A 13806-nucleotide genomic window follows, 5' to 3' on the forward strand; every position below is an offset into this window, starting at 1 on the left:
GAGTGAACGGATGCCCCGGAGCATCCGGAGCAGCCTTTCACTCTAGCCGATTCAGACCTTCAGGTACCGCCCGATGGCGATGCCTGCAGAGATCGCCGCGAGCAGCACGCCCACCGCGACGAGCACCGGAACGACGATGAGCGCGTCGGTGAGGTCGACGAACGTGAACGACAGGCTCTCGGCGAGGTAGCCCTGCACGAAGAACTGCACGATCGCGATCACGGCCGCACCGGCAAGCAGCGACCCGATGAGCCCGGCGAACACGCCCTCCAGCACGAACGGCGTCTGGATGAACCGGTTGGACGCCCCGACCAGGCGCATGATGCCGAGCTCGCGCCGGCGCGAGAACGCCGACAATCGGATCGTCGTCGCGATGAGCAGGGCCGCGGCCACGAGCATGATCGCCGCGATCGCGATGGCCGTGTAGCTCGCCGCGTTCAGCACATCGAAGATCTGGTCGAGGTAGCGACGCTGGTCGACGACCTGCTCCACACCCGCGAGCCCAGCGAGGCTCTCGACGATCACGGCAGCCTGCGAGGGTTCCACGAGGTTCACCCAGAACGTCTCGTTGAGCACCTCGGGCGTCACGTAGTCGGCCGCGGGTGTGCCCTCGAACTGCTCCTGGAAGTTCGCGTACGCCTGCTCGTGGTCCTCGAAGTAGAACTCGTCGATGAACGGCGCGAGCGTATCGGAGTCGAGCTGCGCCTCGACGGCCGCCTTCTGCTCCTCGGTGGCCTCGCCGTCGGTGCAGCCCGCCGCCGTCGACACCGAGGTGCAGAGGTACACGGCCACCTGGGCGCGGTCGTACCAGTAGTTCTTCATCTGCGCGATCTGCAACTGCAGCAGCGCCGCGGTACCGACGAAGGTCAGCGAGATGAACGTTACGAGCACGACCGAGACGACCATCGAGGCGTTGCGGCGCAAGCCGTTCGCGGCCTCGGAGAGGACGAGTCCGAACCTCATCGCGTCGGACCCACTTCCTGTTGGTCGTCGCCTTCTCGCGGTCCGCCCGGCGCCCGCAGTCCCAGCCGCTCGGCCAGCGTCAGGTGCTCGGATGCTCCGCTGTCGGGCGTCGCGGCCTGCGAGTCGCCTTCCGACTCCGCGGCGGGGTCGTCACCGCCGCCGGCGGGCGCGACCGGCACCGACGCGGTGGCGGCCGCGGTGATCGCCGCCGCGGCATCCGTCACCTCGTCTCGCTCCTCGGGCTCGACATAGAGCGGCTGCTTCTCCTCCATGACCTTCTTGCCGACCTTCGGGGCGGCGGCCTTCACGGTCCTTGCCGCCGCCTTCGTGGCCGGAGCCTCCGTGGCCGTTGACTTCGCGGCCGGAGCCTTCGCGGCCGGCGCCTTCGCGGCCGGCGCCCTCGTGGCCGGCGCCTTCGCGGCCGGCGCCTTCGCGGCCGGCGCATTCGTTGCCGGCGCCTTCGCAGCCGGCGCCCTCGTGGCCGGCGCCTTCGTGGTTCTCGGCTTCGCCGGCTTCGCCGACGCCGCGGCGACCGCCGCGATCACGGCCGACGCGTCCTCCTCGGCGGCGATCTCAGTGGGCACCGGCGCCGCCACGATCGCTGGTGTCTCCTCGACGGCGAGGGCCGCGTCGACGTCGGCGAGCGCGGCGCCGTAGCCCGCGCCTCGCTCGTCGCGCACGACCTCGCCAGCGGAGAGCTCGATCACCCTGCGCTGCATCTGGTCGACGATGCCCGCCTCGTGGGTGGCCATGATCACCGTCGTACCGCTGGCGTTGATGCGTTCGAGGAGCGTCATGATGCCGGCGCTCGTGACGGGGTCGAGGTTGCCCGTGGGCTCGTCGGCGAGAAGGATCTGCGGCTTGTTCACGATGGCGCGGGCGATGGCCACACGCTGCTGCTCGCCGCCCGAGAGCTCATGCGGCATCCGCTTGCCCTTGCCGTCCAGGCCGACGAGTTTCAGGGTCTCGGGCACCGCTGACTGGATGAAGCCGCGTGACTTGCCGATGACCCGCAGGGTGAACGCCACGTTCTCGTAGACGTTCTTGTTGGGCAGTAGCCGGAAGTCCTGGAACACGACGCCGAGGTCGCGCCGGAAGTACGGCACCTTGCGGCTCGAGATCGACCCCAGGTCCTGCCCGAGCACGTGGATCTTGCCCCTGGAGGGCTTCTCCTCCTTGAGGATCAGCCGGAGGAAGCTCGACTTGCCGGAGCCGGAGGCGCCGACGAGGAAGACGAACTCGCCGCGGAGGATCTCCACCCCGACGTCGTCCAGGGCGGGCCTCGACTGTCCCGGGTAGGTCTTGGTGACGGAGTCGAATCGGATCATGTCGGATCGAGCCTAAGCAACGCGCCGTCGATCGGACCAGCGACTCGCCCCAACTCACAGGATGCGCCTCGCGCCGGAGGTGCACGCCGACCGTGACCGCGTGCGGATCGCGCGCCGCATCCGTAGGTTGGATACCGGAACCGAACACGAGGCGGGAGGCGTGATGACCGTTCCCTTCATCGGCATCGTCGCCGACCGCAAGTCCGCGAGCTCCGGCGCATGGGTGGACATCCCCACCGACGGGCTCCCCCACGCCTACGTAGCCGCGATCCAGGAGGCGGGCGGCGGGCCGCTGCTGTTCCCGAGCCTCGACGTGCACGTGGACGACCCGCAGCGCCTGCTCGACCTCGTCGACGGCCTGTTCCTCCCAGGCGGGCGCGACCTCGATGCCACGCTGTACGGGAGCGAGGCGCATCCGACGAACGACGCGCCGCTTCGGGTGCGCGACGAGCTCGAGATCGCCCTCACACAACTCGCCCGCGAGCGCGCGATGCCCGTGCTCGGCGCCTGCCGGGGAATGCAGGTGATCAACGTGGCCCTCGGCGGCACGCTCGAGCAGCACCTCGGCGATCGCCTCGACCTCACGCCGCATCGCGAGGAGTACGGCACGCACACGTCGCACCCGGTTGCGATCGAGCCGGGCACGCTGCTGAGCGACATCACGCACGAGGCCGAGTTCGACATCTCGTCGCACCATCACCAGGGCGTCGACCGGCTCGGCGAGGGGCTCGTCGCCGCCGCGCGAGCGCCCGACGGCGTCATCGAGGCCATCGAGGCCGTCGACGGCGCCTTCTGCCTCGGCGTGCAGTGGCACCCCGAGGAGCGGCTCGACCCCGAGGGCATCGCACTCATCCGCGCGTTCGTCGCGGCTGCGCGCACGAGGGCGCGGGCGAAGTTCGCCGTGCGGTCGTGAGGCTGCGCGATCCTCGACGGTCGAGCTAGTCCTCGGTCTTGCGCTTGCGCCACTTGATGCCGGCGGCGATGAACCCGTCGAGGTCGCCGTCGAACACCGCCGAGGGGTTGTTGACCTCGAAGTCGGTGCGGAGGTCTTTCACCATCTGGTACGGCGCAAGCACGTACGAGCGCATCTGGTCGCCCCAGCTCGCGGTGATGGTGCCCGCGAGCTCCTTCTTCTGGGCGGCCTCCTGCTCCTTCTGCAGCAGAAGCAGTCGTGACTGGAGCACGCGCATGGCCGCGGCGCGGTTCTGGATCTGCGACTTCTCGTTCTGCATCGACACGACCGTGCCCGTGGGCAGGTGGGTGATGCGCACGGCGGAGTCCGTCGTGTTGACCGACTGTCCGCCGGGGCCGCTCGAGCGGAACACGTCGACGCGGATGTCGTTCTCGGGGATGTCGATCTCCTCGGTCTCCTCCATGAGGGGGATGACCTCGACGGCCGCGAAACTCGTCTGCCGCTTGCCGGCCGCGCCGAAGGGGCTCATCCGCACGAGACGGTGCGTGCCGGCCTCGACGCTCAGGGTTCCGAATGCATAGGGCGAGTCGATCTCGAACGTGGCGGACTTGATGCCCGCCTCCTCGGCGTAGCTCGTGTCCATGACGGTGGCGGAGTAATTGTGCTTCTCGGCCCAGCGCAGGTACATGCGCATGAGCATCTCGGCGAAGTCGGCGGCGTCGACGCCGCCTGCACCGGCACGGATGGTGACGACCGCCGGGCGGGGATCCCACTCGCCGTCGAGCAGGGTCTGCACCTCGAGGTCGCCGATGGTCTTCTGCAGCGCGGCGAGCTCCTCGCGCGCCTCCCCCGCGGTCTCCTCATCGCCCGCTTCGTGCGCGAGCTCGATGAGCACCTCGAGGTCGTCGAGGCGGGAGTCGATGCTCTTCACCCGCGCGAGTTCGGACTGCCGGTGGCTGAGCGCGCTGGTCACCTTCTGGGCGTTCGCGGTGTCGTCCCACAGGTCGGGGGCGCCCGCCTGCTCCGAGAGCCGCGCGATGTCGGCCTCTAGGGCGTCGACGTCGACGACGGAACGGATGTCGCGGAAGGTGGAGCGCAGCGCGGCGATCTCCTGCGTGAGGTCAAGATCCAACATGGCCTCACCAGCCTAGTCGGGCGCGCTGAGAGGCGGGTGCGCGTGCCGGGCGGCGCCATCCGTGGGCCAGCGGCATCCGTGGGCCTGCGGCATCCGTGGGCCCGATGCCCCTATCCCGGACGCGTTCACCGCGGCAGAATCGACGGAGGCAGGTGCACATGGATGTCACGGAGTGGTTGCTCGACTCGGATCCCTCGATCCGCTGGCAGGTCATGCGCGACCTCACCGACGAGCCAGCTGAGATCGTCGCGACCGAACGGGCCCGCATCGCCGCGCAGGGCTGGGGCGCGCGGCTGCTCACGCTGCAGGGTGACGACGGGCAGTGGGGCGGCGGCACGTACTCGCCGAAATGGATCTCCACCACGTACACGCTGCTGCTGCTCCGACTCCTCGGGCTCGACCCCGCATCGGAGGAGGCGCGGGCCGCCGTGGACCGGGTGCGTGACGGCGTGACCTGGGGCCGCGGTGGCCGGAGACCGTTCTTCGCCGGGGCGACGGAGCCGTGCGTCAATGGCATGGTGCTGGCGATCTCGGCATACTTCGGCGTCACGGGCGCCAACACCGATCGCCCGCTGGAGCGGCTGCTCGGCGAGCAACTCGATGATGGCGGGTGGAATTGCGAGGCACCCTTGCATTCCCGGCGATCCTCGTTCCACACGACGATCCTGGTGCTCGAAGGGCTGCTGGAGGTCGAGCATTCGGTGGCCCGCGATCCGGCGATCGCGTCGGCCCTGGCGCGCGGCGAGGAGTACCTCCTGGAGCGGCGGCTGTTCCGATCGCTTTCCACCGGCGCGGTCGTCAAGCCGACCTGGATGCTGTTCTCGTTCCCGCCGCAGTGGCACTTCGACGTGCTCCGCGGGCTCGAATACTTCCGCAGCGCGGGTGCTCCGCCCGACCCGCGCTGCGCTGAGGCCATCGAGCTCGTGCACGACCGGCGGCGAAGCGACGGCCGATGGCCGCTGCAGCACACCCACCGCGCGAGGACCCATTTCGAGATGGAGGAGGGAGACGGCAGGCCGAGCCGCTGGAACACGCTGCGCGCGCTGCGGGTGCTGCGCTGGTACGAGGGCGAGCCCGTCGGCTGAGGCGCTGTCCGGCCGGAAACGCGGCGGCGTACACTGCGAGGCAGCGCGAGGTCGGGGGGACCTCGGCGCCGAAGGGGGCGACCATGTCGGGCCACGCGTACCTCACGTTCTTCGACGACGCGCCGGGCGAGTCACCCGCGGTCGGCCATGAGAACTGGATCGAGCTGCTGTCGTGGAGCTGGGGCGTCACGGCGAGCGCGGGTCCCGGCGGCCCGGGCGGCGGTGCCGGCGGCGGCGCCGGACGACCCGACCCCTCGGCGCTCGTCTGGGAGCACGCGTTCGACGCGGCCTCGACGAAGCTGCTCGGGTTCGTGGCATCCGGTCGTCATCTCCGGAAGGCGGAGCTGCATGTGACGCGTCCCGGCGGCCACGGCGGACGCGAGGCGTGGCTGACGGTGCTGATGGAGGACGTCACGATCACCTCGGTGACCACGACGGGATCCGCCGACGGCGAGGTGGAGCAGACCGTCGGCATGGAGTTCCGCTCGGTGAAGTTCGGGTACCGCAGGCAGTCGCCCGACGGCTCGCTCGCGGATCCGGCCACGTTCAGCTGGAACATCGCGACCGGGACGGTGACGACGGCGCCCTGACGAGCGGCGCCCGCGGCGGGTGTAGCGTCGAAGGCGATGACCGACGCCACGCACCCGTTCTCGTGGCGCTCGATCATCCTCCCGGCCTACCTGCCGACCCTGCTGTTCTCGGTCGGCGAGGGCGCGATCATCCCGGTCATCCCGGTGGTCGCCACCGAGCGCGGCGCCTCGCTCGCGATCGCAGGGCTCATCGCGGCCATGATCATGGTCGGCGAGCTCGCGGGCGACCTGCCCGCAGGCTGGCTGGTGGCCAGCATCGGCGAGCGCAACGCCATGATCGGCGCGTCGATGCTCGCCGTCATCGGCGTGCTCATCGCGCTCGTCTCCCCCACCGAGCTCGCACTCGGCATCGGCATGTTCCTGCTCGGCCTCGCGACGGCGGTCTTCGGGCTCGCGCGCCACGCGTTCCTCACGAGCTACGTGCCCGAGGCGGTGCGGGCCAGGGCGCTGTCGACCCTCGCCGGGGTGTTCCGCGGCGGCTGGGCAATCGGACCGTTCGTGGCGGCGGCGCTCATCGCGTGGACCGGGTCGTCGGAGGTCGTGTTCTGGGTGCTCGTCGCGGCGTGCTTCGCCGTGGTCGTCGTGCTGCTCGTGCTGCCCGACCCCGAGCGGGTGTTCGGCGCCGCGCGGCTCGCGCGTGCGGCATCCGCTGCCGATGGCGTTCGCACGGCCGGCGAGGCCGAAGCGGATGCCGCGTCGCACGGCGTGTTCCGGGCCATCGTGACGTACCGCGGTGTGCTGCTGCGGATCGGCAGCGGCGTGGGGCTGCTCGCCGCCGTGCGGGCGAGCCGCACGGTGATCCTGCCGTTGTGGGCGGTGTCGATCGGGATGCCGCCCGAGGCCGCGGCGCTCGTGATCGGCATCTCGGCGACTGTCGACTTCGCGCTGTTCTACGTGAGCGGCCAGGTGATGGACCGCTTCGGGCGGCTCTGGAGCGCGATCCCGGGGCTCGTGGGTCTCGGCATGGGGTTCGTCGTGCTCGCGCTCACGCACGACGTGCCGGGGGCCGAAGCGTGGTTCACCGGCGTCGCACTGCTCTTCGGCGTCGCGAACGGCCTGTCGAGCGGGGTGATCCTCACGCTCGGCGCCGACCTCGCGCCCAAGGCGAACCCGGCGCCGTTCCTCGGTGCGTTCCGCACCATCGGCGACGCGGGCGGTGCCGCTGCGCCGCTCATCCTCGCCGGCGTGACGTCGGCGGTGTCGATCATGGCCGCGAGCGCCACGATGGGCGTGCTGGGGCTCGTTGGCGCGGCGATCCTGTGGCGGTACGTGCCGCGCTACGTGCCCCGACGACCGCGCCGGTCGGGCGGCTGAGGTCGGCCGGCCTGCTCAGCCGAGCCGCTCGAGCGCCGTCTCGGCCGCCTCGACGTCGTCGCGGGCGCGGTCGACCGCGATCGCGGCCTTCGCCCGCACCCGCTCGGCCTCGCGCTCGTCGCGTTCGGCCTCGGCGATCTCGGTGCGCAGCTCCTTCAGGCGGGTCTCGAGGTCGTGGCGCTCGTCGCGGAGCTCGTCGGCGTTCCACTCGGCGGCGGCAAGGAGGTCCTGCGCCTCGTCGAGCGCTCGCTGAGCCGCCGCGGCACGCCCGCGGGCCTCCTCCACGTCGGCCTCGGCGCGCGTGCGCTGGCCGGCCCGGGCCGCGGCCTCGCGTTCGGCGGCCGCGGCATCCGCTTCCTCGTCGCCTGCCCTCAGACGACCGCCCCGGCCCGAGCCGCGAACGGTGCCGCCGACACGTGAGGGCGCGGGGCGTTTCCGGGTGGGACGACCGGCGGATGCCTCGCCGGCCACGGCCCCGTCGAGGTCGACGTCCTCGAATCCCACGGCCTGCAGGCTCCGCACGAGCCGGCCGGTGCGCAGCGCCTCGCCTGCCGCCTCGTCGACGGTCGCGGCGATGAGGGTCTGCTCGACCTCGTCGAGCACGGCTCGCGAGGCCGAGCGGTCGGCGGCATCCGCGATGCCGCTCGCCTGCTGAATCAGCCCGGAGACGAGCTTGCGGCGCTCGGAGCCGAGGCCCGTCAGCGCCTTGCCGTCGCCTGCGGCCTGCGCGTCACGCAGGTCGGCGCCGAGGTCGAGCAGCTCATCGACCGCGTCGGGGTGCTCGCGTACCAGCTGGTTGACGATCCACGCCGCCGGCGACGGCTTGCGCAGCTCGCCGATGCGCTGCCCGAGCTCGCGGTCGTCGAGCCTGGCCTCCTTCGCGCGTGCGTTGCGGGCGGCCGTGAACGCCTCGGGCACGAGGGCGTAGAGCTCGTCGGCTGCGGCGGTGAGCGCGTCGGTCGCCATGGGTCCCATCATGGCCCGTGACGGCGACGGATGTCTCGCCCCACGGCGCAGGCCGGGCCGCCCGGTCCTTCGTCAGCCCGAGACGGTGAAGACCGCGAGGAGGAGAGCCTGGCTGGCCAATACGAATCCGCCCACGATGATCGCGGCGAGCGACACCCACGACGGCCCCGTTCGCGGGTCGCGCCTGAACTGCCGGCGGCCGAGCACCCCGAGCACGACCGCCCCCGCGCCGGCGACGACCGCCGGAACCGCCGGCAGCATGAACGAGCCCACCGCGATGAGGAGCCCGATGATCGCGTACAGCGAGGTGCGCCGCGGCTTCGCGGGGCGACCGTCGCTGCCATCGGCGCTCATCGTCAGCGCCCGCCGATCCGGTCGACCTGCATCACGAGGATCACGCGATCGGCCCGGTCGGCCGGCGCGTGCGGGTCGGTCTCGCCGTAGCGCTTCGCGAGGTGCACGTAGAACGCCCCCTCGGGGTCGGGGATCACCTCGGCGAGCCGACCGCGCACCTCCACGTATCTGAGCGGGTTGTCGGGGTCGAGCGCCTCGAGGGTCATGTGCGGGTTGCGCTGCAGGTTGCGATACTTCGCACGCTTCGTGGTGTGAGTGAAGCGGATGACTCCGGCGTCGTCGTACTCGAACCACATCGGGTTGACCTGCATGCTGCCGTGGTGGCGCACGGTGGCGAGGTGGCCGAAGACGGGTGCGGTGAGGATGCGGGCGAAGTGGTCCCTGAGGTCGGCGGTCATGCCCTCCAGTCAATCGCACGTGCGCGCCGTCTGCGCCCCTGACCCACGACACGGCGCGTGTCGTCTGCGTGCTGCGTGCCAACGGATGCCGCGGTCCACTAGATTCGGCCTCAGGGGGTACGGTCCCGAGCACCAACCCGAACGGAGTCAACGGATGACACGATCCGAGCCGGCACGCATCGAATCCGCAATCCCCTCCCATGCCGGCAGCGGCATGCTCGAGCCCCCTGAGCCGGGCCGCAACGAGACGGATGCCCTCGTCGACCGGATCATCGCGGAGGAGTTGCACGAGCTGCGCCAGGCGTTCAGCCAGGGCGCGGAGTTCGCGGTGACGCACATGGACACGCCCCGCGAACGGACGCTGCACCGACTCGAGTGCCCTGCCCTGGAGCCGCACCTCGACCGACACGCCCTGTGGACGGACCATCATCGCCGGCGCCTCGACGCTGATCGTCGGCACCGCCTGAGCGTGCCCGCCCTGGTGACGCGAGACGCGGCGCGCAGCCTCTCCGGCGTGCGGAGCTGCAAGGTCTGCTGGCCGAACGTGCACGGCAGCGAGCCGCGACCGCTCCGACGCCTCAAGGCACGTGGACTGCGCACCCACCATGTCGGACACATGCTCTCCACCGAGGACGGCAACTCGCTCGGCACCATCGTGCGGTCGGCGCTCCGGTCGGGTACCGATCTCTTCGGGGTGAGCCAGGACTCGGTTGAGGTCGTCACGACCTCACGGACGTTGATGTACTCACCGTCGGACCACGTGTTCATCTGGGATCTCCCGACCGACGAGGACGCGATCCGCCGCAAGATGCAGCTCTTCCAGCGGCTCGGTTCGAACGTCGAACCGGCTTCCTGGCACTGACCCTGTCCTGACAGGCTGATCAGTGGAAGACCGACTGATCAGTGGAAGACCGAGCGCGCCGTCACCGTCACTTCGATCGGCACCGCGAGGGGCACGAGATCGGTGTGCAGCGGTGCGTGCCACACCGACCGGAGCGTGACGGTCGCGGTGCGTCCGTCGTCGGATGCCGCACGGACCAGCTCGAGGTCGTCGAGGTCGCTCGCCGTATCCGCCAGGTAGGCCGCCGCCGCCGCGCGGACGTCTGCCGCGTCGAGCTCGATCGCGAGACGGTCGCCGTCGATGCGCACGGCGTCGAGGCTCCACGCCTCCGCGGCCGCCAGCGCTGCACCGTCGGCGACCGTGAACAGTCGCTTCCGCTCGAGATACAACGTCGTCGCCGATACGACCACCACGATGATCGAGAGGCCGAGGAAGCAGTAGAAGATCGTGAGCAGCAGCGTCGACCCGCCCTCCTCCCTCGCGAGGCGCTCGCCCTCGACGCTCCTCACCGGGCGCCTGTCGCGAAGCGTGAGACGGTCTGCGTCGCGCTCGCCTCGATCGGCACGCTGCCGACGGCGGTGAGGGCGAGGAAGTCGGGCACGAGCGGCAGCTCGACACGGGCGAGCACGGAGACGCTCACGCGAGCGCCGGGTTCGCGGCAGTCCGGGCGATCGCACGACATCGACACGGATGCCGCGGCAGCGTCGATCCCGTAGTCGCCGAGCGTCACCCGCACCGCGCGGTCCACCGCGGCATCCGAGGCTGCGGCATTCGCCGCGAGCACAGCGACCCGCGCTGCCTGACGTGCGGCTCCCTCCACGCCGAGCGCACCGGCCTGGATGGCCGCGACGGCGAGCACGAGATACACGAGGGGCACGATCAGGATGATCCCGACCGTGAGGAACTCGAGCGAGGCGGACCCCCGGTCGCCTGCGAGCGGCGCGTCGAGCGCGCGGACTCGAGCCGACGTGGTTCGGATCGGACGGGCAGGTCCATCACTCCACGACCTCGATCGCCGCATGACCCGACACCTCCAGTCCGCGCTGGACGCCGAGCAGGCCGACGACGGGGAGCGTCGCACGCACGGAGACCTCCACGGCCGGCACGCCCCCGATCGAGGCCGAGCCGGCCGTGACGTCCTGTGCGTACTCCGCCGACACCGCCGCCGTGATCAGGTCCTTCGTGCGTGCGATGCCGTCCGCGCTCGACGAACCGCCGAGCGCGGCGTATCGAGCACCCTCGGCGGCCGCATCGAGCAGGGTATTGCGCACGTGGAGCGCCAGTGCGAGCTGTACGACCGCGAGCGCGAGCACCGTGAGCAGGATGCCGACGAGAGTGAACTCGGCGACGGCCGATCCCCGTTCCTCCACGACGAGCGCACGCAGCAACTGTGGCGCGCCGGTGGCGCGGCGGTCGGTCAGAACCCGAGTACGCGTCCGATCGCCTGATCGAAGACGCCGCTCAGCGCGGGGCCGGCGAGCCCCCAGATGACGATCACGAGCCCTGCGGTCATGAGGGTGATGAGCACCCATCCGGGCACGTCGCCGCGATCCTCCCGAAGCCGTTGGATCATCCGATGTCGCATCTGGGTTCCTTTCGTCGGTGCATCCGTCGGTGCGTCGTGCGCTTGCCTTGGGTTCGTTCATCAGAAGCCCGCCTGCAGCACCAGGTAGCCGGGGAAGAGAGCGAAGGCCACGGTGACCGGCAGGATGAGGAAGATCAGCGGAACGAGCATCGCGATCTCCTTGCGGCCCGCGAGCTCGATGATCGTGCGCTTCGCCTGTTCGCGCACGTCGCCGGCCTGGGCACGGAGCACGGCGGCGAGCGGCGCGCCGCGATCGAGCGCGCCGAGCACCTGGTCGAGGGCTCGTGACAGCGCCGGATGGTCGAGCCCGTCGCGTAAGTCGGCGAGCGCGGTACTGAGGGGAACACCGGTCCCGACCGCGGACACGACGCGCGCGAACTCGCCGGGGAGCTCGCCCGACCCCGTGCCTGCGACCCGGCGGATCGCATCGAACATGCCCTCGCCCGCGGTGAGGCTCAGGGTGAGGAACTCGAGCACGGTGGGCAGCTCGGCGGAGACGCGGGCGAGACGGCGCCGCGCACGCTGCTGCAGCAACCAGTCGCGTACCACCGCCCCGAGTGCCGCGGCGATCACCGGCAGAGCGAGCCGGATCACCGTCGGCATGGCGGTGACGGTCGGAACCGCGAGGGCGAGCGCCGCGCCCACCACGAACCCGGCCGCCGACCAGGCGAGCTGCAGGCCGCGGAAGCGCTCGACGCTCGCGGTCGAGCCGGCCTGGCGCAACCGCTTCGCGATCACCTCGTTGCCGCCGAGCCAGGCGGCGGCGACGCTCTTGAGCCGATGCGCCACCGGCGCGACCACCAGGCCGAGCACCGGGGCGGGATCCGACGGGCGACGCGCCAGCATCGCCCGTGCCTCGGCGGAGAGATCCGCCACGTACGGGGCGACCCGCTCCACGAGCCTCGGTCGACCGACTCTGGGCACGGCCGACACGATGAGCCACAGGCCGAGGCCGAGCACGGCGCCGAGGAGGATGCCGATCGGTGCGATCGCGTTCAGCGAAGCCATCGCCGCTCCTCGGGAAGCCGGCCGAGGGCGATCATGGCGCGGTACGCGACGAGGGTCACCCCGACGCCGACGAGGATGAGGGCTGCGCCGGCCGCGGAGTCGTAGGCGACGAGCGTCTCGTGACGCGACGCGAGGACGAGCAGCAGCAGCCAAGGGGCCGCGACGCCCAATCTGGCGGCGTTCCGGATCCACGACTGCCGGGCGACGACCTCGGCCCGCAGCGCGGCATCCTCCCTGAGATAGCCCGCGAGCCCGCGGAGCACCGCCGTGACGTCGCTGCCGCCCACCTCGCGTGCAATCCGCAGCGTCTCGAGGATGCGATCTGCGACCGGATCGGCGAGGGTCGCTTTGAGCCGATCGAGGCAGACGAGGAAATTGCCGGTACGACGGAAGTCGGCCTCGAAAGCCGCGAAGGCGCTCCGCGTCGACGCCGGTCCGAGCTCCCCCAGGGCGGCAACGCTGTCGGGCAGCGACATTCCCGCGCGCACCGATGCCACGAGGTGATCGACCACGTCGGGCCAGACGGCGCGATTCGCCGCGCGTCGCCGGGTCGCACGCCCTCGGACGGCGAGCGGTACCAGCGCGCCGCCGAGCAATCCCGCAACCGCGGTGAGCACGGGGATCTGGAACACCGCGTGAGCCAGAGCACCGGCGAGGATCGCGAGGACCACGCAGACCGCGGCCACGGCCATGAGCGGCGCGCCGCCCACACCGGCCAGCGCGAGGTCGTCGCGGATGCCGCGCAGTGGCGAGGCCACCGGGTTCCTGCCATCGTGTCGTGCCGGCCACAGCAGGGGCGACAGCGTGAGGAGCACACCCAGTCCGAGGATGCCGCCGAGGATCAGGCTCACCGAGCACCTCCGGCGAGCACGATCTCGGGGTCGAGTCCCGCGGCGAGGAACTTGGCGGTCCGAGCGGGCCGCGCACCGGTCGGCAGGAGGTCCCCGCGACGCCGGGTGAAGATCGCCTCGACGTCGACCGCGGCATCCGTCGTCGAACCGGTCGGCGCGGCGATCTCGACCACTCGGCGCGTGCCGTCGCGGTCGATGGCGAGGTGCACGACCAGGTCGATGCAGCTCGCGACGGTCGGCACGACGAACGCGGAGTCGATGTTGCGGAAGATTATCTAGGGGCAATGGAAGATTTCCGGGCCCACGGCTGGAAGTTGCGATGATTCCGGTTGTCAAGCACGTAGATGACGAGGCCTAGCGATTCGAACGCCATGCTGCAGTTGCTCGTCCGAAAGCGAACACGGCAGCGGGCGGGTTGCCCGGCACCTCGTACTCGAGTGCTTGCGGTGCTGGTCGCAGACGTTGTCAGGTATGC

The 13806-nt window shown here is 71.1% G+C and carries 18 protein-coding genes; 5 read left to right on the plus strand and 13 right to left on the minus strand.

The genetic code is table 11. The features are described 5' to 3' along the window. Positions 1-51: 51 nt before the first annotated feature. The gene (gene ftsX, locus ASG80_RS06935) at positions 52-963 is read right to left on the minus strand and encodes a permease-like cell division protein FtsX (protein WP_056729448.1); all 912 of its coding nucleotides are present in this window, start codon (positions 961-963) and stop codon (positions 52-54) included. Continuing rightward, positions 960-2291, minus strand: a complete 1332-nt coding sequence (gene ftsE / locus ASG80_RS06940) for a cell division ATP-binding protein FtsE (protein WP_056729449.1) — start codon at positions 2289-2291, stop codon at positions 960-962. Before ftsE ends, ftsX begins: the two co-directional genes overlap by 4 nt. Before the next feature lie 163 nt (positions 2292-2454). Between ftsE and ASG80_RS06945 the strand changes: the two genes are divergently transcribed. Continuing rightward, complete coding sequence (locus tag ASG80_RS06945) at positions 2455-3204, plus strand: gamma-glutamyl-gamma-aminobutyrate hydrolase family protein (protein ID WP_235508222.1); 750 nt, start codon at positions 2455-2457, stop codon at positions 3202-3204. Positions 3205-3229: 25 nt separating this feature from the next. On the opposite strand, the gene prfB is transcribed toward ASG80_RS06945, so the two are convergent. Further along, positions 3230-4339, minus strand: a complete 1110-nt coding sequence (prfB, locus tag ASG80_RS06950) for a peptide chain release factor 2 (protein ID WP_056729451.1) — start codon at positions 4337-4339, stop codon at positions 3230-3232. Between the two features lie 158 nt (positions 4340-4497). Between prfB and ASG80_RS06955 the strand changes: the two genes are divergently transcribed. The 3 genes from ASG80_RS06955 (at position 4498) to ASG80_RS06965 (ending at position 7328) form a co-directional block, all read left to right on the plus strand. Beyond that, entirely contained in the window at positions 4498-5424 is a 927-nt protein-coding gene (locus ASG80_RS06955; protein ID WP_056729452.1) for a hypothetical protein, read from the plus strand. Positions 5425-5507: 83 nt separating this feature from the next. Then, positions 5508-6014: a type VI secretion system tube protein Hcp gene (locus tag ASG80_RS06960; protein ID WP_056729453.1), complete on the plus strand. Its 507-nt coding sequence runs from the start codon at positions 5508-5510 to the stop codon at positions 6012-6014. 36 nt (positions 6015-6050) lie between these two features. After that, complete coding sequence (locus ASG80_RS06965; RefSeq protein ID WP_056729454.1) at positions 6051-7328, plus strand: MFS transporter; 1278 nt, start codon at positions 6051-6053, stop codon at positions 7326-7328. A 15-nt stretch (positions 7329-7343) separates the two neighbouring features. Here ASG80_RS06965 and ASG80_RS06970 read toward each other — a convergent pair whose 3' ends face one another. The 3 genes from ASG80_RS06970 to ASG80_RS06980 form a co-directional block, all read right to left on the minus strand. Further along, positions 7344-8294 carry a hypothetical protein gene (locus tag ASG80_RS06970; RefSeq protein ID WP_056729455.1) on the minus strand — a complete coding sequence of 317 codons (951 nt, stop codon included), beginning with the start codon at positions 8292-8294 and terminating at the stop codon, positions 7344-7346. Positions 8295-8366: 72 nt separating this feature from the next. Then, a complete protein-coding gene (locus ASG80_RS06975; protein ID WP_056729456.1) occupies positions 8367-8648 on the minus strand; it encodes a hypothetical protein in 282 nt (93 codons plus the stop codon). Between the two features lie 2 nt (positions 8649-8650). Next, a complete protein-coding gene (locus ASG80_RS06980) occupies positions 8651-9046 on the minus strand; it encodes a PPOX class F420-dependent oxidoreductase (protein ID WP_056729457.1) in 396 nt (131 codons plus the stop codon). A 154-nt stretch (positions 9047-9200) separates the two neighbouring features. Here ASG80_RS06980 and ASG80_RS06985 point away from each other — a divergent pair, with 154 nt between their 5' ends. Then, on the plus strand, positions 9201-9908 hold the full coding sequence (locus ASG80_RS06985; protein WP_056729458.1) for a hypothetical protein: 708 nt from the start codon (positions 9201-9203) through the stop codon (positions 9906-9908). Positions 9909-9946: 38 nt separating this feature from the next. Here ASG80_RS06985 and ASG80_RS06990 read toward each other — a convergent pair whose 3' ends face one another. The 7 genes from ASG80_RS06990 to ASG80_RS07015 all read right to left on the minus strand — a co-directional run bounded on the left by ASG80_RS06990 (position 9947) and on the right by ASG80_RS07015 (position 13573). Next, entirely contained in the window at positions 9947-10396 is a 450-nt protein-coding gene (locus tag ASG80_RS06990) for a pilus assembly protein TadG-related protein (RefSeq protein ID WP_056729459.1), read from the minus strand. After that, positions 10393-10908, minus strand: coding sequence for a hypothetical protein (locus ASG80_RS23450; RefSeq protein ID WP_056729460.1), 516 nt, complete (start codon positions 10906-10908; stop codon positions 10393-10395). The genes ASG80_RS06990 and ASG80_RS23450 overlap by 4 nt, the downstream gene beginning before the upstream one ends. Then, positions 10883-11257 (minus strand): TadE/TadG family type IV pilus assembly protein, encoded by a 375-nt coding sequence (locus ASG80_RS07000; protein WP_235508219.1) that lies wholly within the window; start codon positions 11255-11257, stop codon positions 10883-10885. The genes ASG80_RS23450 and ASG80_RS07000 overlap by 26 nt, the downstream gene beginning before the upstream one ends. A 47-nt stretch (positions 11258-11304) precedes the next feature. After that, on the minus strand, positions 11305-11460 hold the full coding sequence (locus ASG80_RS24405) for a hypothetical protein (RefSeq protein WP_235508224.1): 156 nt from the start codon (positions 11458-11460) through the stop codon (positions 11305-11307). Between the two features lie 72 nt (positions 11461-11532). Beyond that, on the minus strand, positions 11533-12480 hold the full coding sequence (locus tag ASG80_RS07005; protein ID WP_082589867.1) for a type II secretion system F family protein: 948 nt from the start codon (positions 12478-12480) through the stop codon (positions 11533-11535). Further along, complete coding sequence (locus tag ASG80_RS07010; RefSeq protein WP_056729461.1) at positions 12468-13331, minus strand: type II secretion system F family protein; 864 nt, start codon at positions 13329-13331, stop codon at positions 12468-12470. The genes ASG80_RS07005 and ASG80_RS07010 overlap by 13 nt, the downstream gene beginning before the upstream one ends. Beyond that, positions 13328-13573 carry a hypothetical protein gene (locus tag ASG80_RS07015; RefSeq protein WP_056729462.1) on the minus strand — a complete coding sequence of 82 codons (246 nt, stop codon included), beginning with the start codon at positions 13571-13573 and terminating at the stop codon, positions 13328-13330. The genes ASG80_RS07010 and ASG80_RS07015 overlap by 4 nt, the downstream gene beginning before the upstream one ends. Between the last annotated feature and the right edge of the window lie 233 nt (positions 13574-13806).

The organism is Agromyces sp. Soil535, from assembly GCF_001428255.1.
Taxonomy (GTDB): Bacteria; Actinomycetota; Actinomycetes; order Actinomycetales; family Microbacteriaceae; genus Agromyces.

Bases quoted from the DNA above. Each gene is read 5' to 3' on its own strand.
- ftsX (WP_056729448.1), bottom strand. From the start codon at position 963: ATGAGGTTCGGACTCGTCCTCTCCGAGGCCGCGAACGGCTTGCGCCGC.
- ftsE (WP_056729449.1), bottom strand. From the start codon at position 2,291: ATGATCCGATTCGACTCCGTCACCAAGACCTACCCGGGACAGTCGAGG.
- ASG80_RS06945 (WP_235508222.1), top strand. From the start codon at position 2,455: ATGACCGTTCCCTTCATCGGCATCGTCGCCGACCGCAAGTCCGCGAGC.
- prfB (WP_056729451.1), bottom strand. From the start codon at position 4,339: ATGTTGGATCTTGACCTCACGCAGGAGATCGCCGCGCTGCGCTCCACC.
- ASG80_RS06955 (WP_056729452.1), top strand. From the start codon at position 4,498: ATGGATGTCACGGAGTGGTTGCTCGACTCGGATCCCTCGATCCGCTGG.
- ASG80_RS06960 (WP_056729453.1), top strand. From the start codon at position 5,508: ATGTCGGGCCACGCGTACCTCACGTTCTTCGACGACGCGCCGGGCGAG.
- ASG80_RS06965 (WP_056729454.1), top strand. From the start codon at position 6,051: ATGACCGACGCCACGCACCCGTTCTCGTGGCGCTCGATCATCCTCCCG.
- ASG80_RS06970 (WP_056729455.1), bottom strand. From the start codon at position 8,294: ATGGCGACCGACGCGCTCACCGCCGCAGCCGACGAGCTCTACGCCCTC.
- ASG80_RS06975 (WP_056729456.1), bottom strand. From the start codon at position 8,648: ATGAGCGCCGATGGCAGCGACGGTCGCCCCGCGAAGCCGCGGCGCACC.
- ASG80_RS06980 (WP_056729457.1), bottom strand. From the start codon at position 9,046: ATGACCGCCGACCTCAGGGACCACTTCGCCCGCATCCTCACCGCACCC.
- ASG80_RS06985 (WP_056729458.1), top strand. From the start codon at position 9,201: ATGACACGATCCGAGCCGGCACGCATCGAATCCGCAATCCCCTCCCAT.
- ASG80_RS23450 (WP_056729460.1), bottom strand. From the start codon at position 10,908: ATGCGGCGATCGAGGTCGTGGAGTGATGGACCTGCCCGTCCGATCCGA.
- ASG80_RS24405 (WP_235508224.1), bottom strand. From the start codon at position 11,460: ATGATCCAACGGCTTCGGGAGGATCGCGGCGACGTGCCCGGATGGGTG.
- ASG80_RS07005 (WP_082589867.1), bottom strand. From the start codon at position 12,480: ATGGCTTCGCTGAACGCGATCGCACCGATCGGCATCCTCCTCGGCGCC.